The sequence below is a fragment of the Pseudomonas sp. NPDC087346 genome (assembly GCF_044744235.1).
Taxonomy (GTDB): Bacteria; Pseudomonadota; Gammaproteobacteria; order Pseudomonadales; family Pseudomonadaceae; genus Aquipseudomonas.
Genome location: NZ_JBIUXX010000095.1, coordinates 1 through 2,435, shown reverse-complemented (window position 1 = coordinate 2,435; position 2,435 = coordinate 1). Strand labels below are relative to the sequence as shown.

Genomic DNA, 2,435 nt, shown 5'->3' with positions numbered 1-2,435 from the left:
ACATCTTCGGCAAGCTGACCAGCTGGCAGATCGCGCGTCTGGCGCGTCACCCGAAACGCCCTTACACCCTGGATTACATCCAGCACATCTTCACCGAGTTCGACGAACTGCACGGTGACCGTCACTTCTCCGACGACGCCGCCATCGTTGGTGGTATCGCCCGTCTGGACGATCAGCCGGTGATGATCATCGGCCACCAGAAGGGCCGTGAAGTGCGCGAGAAGGTTCGCCGCAACTTCGGCATGCCGCGTCCGGAAGGCTACCGCAAGGCTTGCCGTCTGATGGAGATGGCCGAGCGTTTCAAAATGCCGATCCTGACCTTCATCGACACCCCGGGTGCCTACCCGGGTATCGACGCCGAAGAGCGCAACCAGAGCGAAGCTATCGCCTGGAACCTGCGTGTGATGTCGCGTCTGAAAACCCCGATCATCGCCACCGTAATCGGTGAGGGTGGTTCCGGCGGTGCTTTGGCGATTGGCGTCTGCGATCAGTTGAACATGCTGCAATACTCGACTTACGCGGTGATCTCGCCGGAAGGCTGCGCTTCGATTCTGTGGAAAACCGCAGAAAAAGCGCCGGATGCTGCTGAAGCGATGGGCATCACTGCCGAGCGTTTGAAAGGTCTGGGCATCGTCGACAAAGTGATCGGCGAGCCTTTGGGCGGCGCTCACCGCGATCCGGCTACGGCTGCTGCTTCGATCCGCGCAGAGCTGACCTCGCAACTGGCGATGCTGAAGAAGTTCGATAACGAAGCGCTGTTGAAGCGCCGTTATGATCGACTGATGAGCTACGGTCTCTAAAACGACTGCGCAATACCCCTGTAGGAGCTGCCGAAGGCTGCGATCTTTTGACTTTGTCTTTTTAAAAACAAGATCAACAGATCGCAGCCTGCGGCAGCTCCTACAGGGATTTATGAGAAGCGACCCATCTCTATGAATCCTTTGAAGGGTGATTTGCCGTCGCGGCTTCTGCTGAATCTCGAGCCTTGGCGCAATGCCGGGACCTGGCGCATCGCTTTTTCCGGTGGCCTCGATTCCACCGTACTTCTGCATCTGCTTGTCCATCTGGCTAAAACCCAATCCCTGCCGGCACTGAGTGCTATCCATGTCCACCACGGCCTTCAGGCTGCGGCTGATGCGTGGCCGCAGCATTGTCAGGCGGTCTGCGATGCGTTGGGTGTTCCGCTGCAGATCGTGCGAGTGAAGGTAAAAGCGGGGGCGAGTCTGGAGCAGGCGGCGCGGGAGGCGCGCTATGCAGCGTTCAGCGACGTGACTCTTGCCGATGACTTGCTGCTGACCGGGCAGCACCGCGACGATCAGGCGGAAACCCTGCTGTTTCGTCTGCTGCGTGGCGCAGGTGTGCGAGGGCTTTCGGGTATGCCGACTCAGCGTCCGTTGGGGCAGGGCAGGCTGGTACGGCCGTTGCTCGACATCACCCGAGCGGAGTTGGAGGCCTACGCACAGGCACACCAACTGCGCTGGATCGAAGACCCGTCAAATCAGGACCGGCAGTTTTCCCGCAACTATCTGCGCCATCAGGTGATGCCGCTGCTGACAGATCGTTGGCCGCAGGCTCAGGCAAGTATGGCTCGCAGCGCTGCGCATCTGCGCGAGGCGCAAGGTTTACTGGATGAGTTGGCGCAGATCGATCTCACGCAAGCCACCACGCCGAGCGAATTCGAATGGCTGGGGCTGCCATCGCTGGAACTGACGCCACTGATGGAGTTGTCCGTCGCCCGTCAGCGCAACCTGCTCAGCCACTGGCTCGAACCGTTGACTCGACTGCCCGACACCGACCATTGGTCGGGTTGCACGGATCTCATTAATGCGACTCAGGATGCATCGCCAGTCTGGCGTCTGGCCGATGGCGAGTTGCATCGCAGTGGCGGACGTTTGTGGTGGCTCAGCGGTAATTGGCTGCGCACTCCGTTGATCGACAGCCCGTGGCAGGAGTCGTCGCGAGCGCTACGCTTGGCGGATAACGGTCGCATCATGTTGATCGGGGAGGCGCCTGCCGGGCCATTGCTGATTCGCTACCGGCAGGGCGGCGAGGTGATGCATCTGGCGGATCGCGGCCATCGTGATCTCAAGCGGCTGCTCAATGAGCGCGTGGTGCCGGCCTTCGTCCGTGGCAGATTGCCGCTGCTGTTTCGCGGCGAAGAATTGCTCGCGGTGGCGAATCTGTCGGGACTCGACGGCAACCCGCAGGAAGGCTGGCGTTTGCATTGGGACCCTTTGCACGAAGATCAAGGTTTGAGATGAAGGGGGCATTCCGGTAGACTACGCTCCCTTCTTGATACAACTTCTGTGGATTCGCCTGAATTGCAGGAGTGTGGGGGGGGGGGGGGGGGAGTGGTGGGCGGGGGGGGTGGGGGTGGGGGGGGGGGGGGAGGGGGCGTTGGGGGGCGGGATGGGTGAGACTTGAGGGGCTGTGTG

Annotated in this window: 2 protein-coding genes; both read left to right on the top strand. The window is 61.0% G+C overall.

Features of this window, described 5'->3' with window-relative positions:
* Positions 1-800: acetyl-CoA carboxylase carboxyltransferase subunit alpha (locus tag ACIOZM_RS29700; protein WP_401220756.1), on the top strand; the 800-nt coding region annotated here is incomplete at its 5' end.
* 132 nt (positions 801-932) lie between these two features.
* Positions 933-2,261, top strand: a complete 1,329-nt coding sequence (tilS, locus tag ACIOZM_RS29695; RefSeq protein WP_401220753.1) for a tRNA lysidine(34) synthetase TilS — start codon at positions 933-935, stop codon at positions 2,259-2,261.
* Positions 2,262-2,435: the final 174 nt, after the last annotated feature.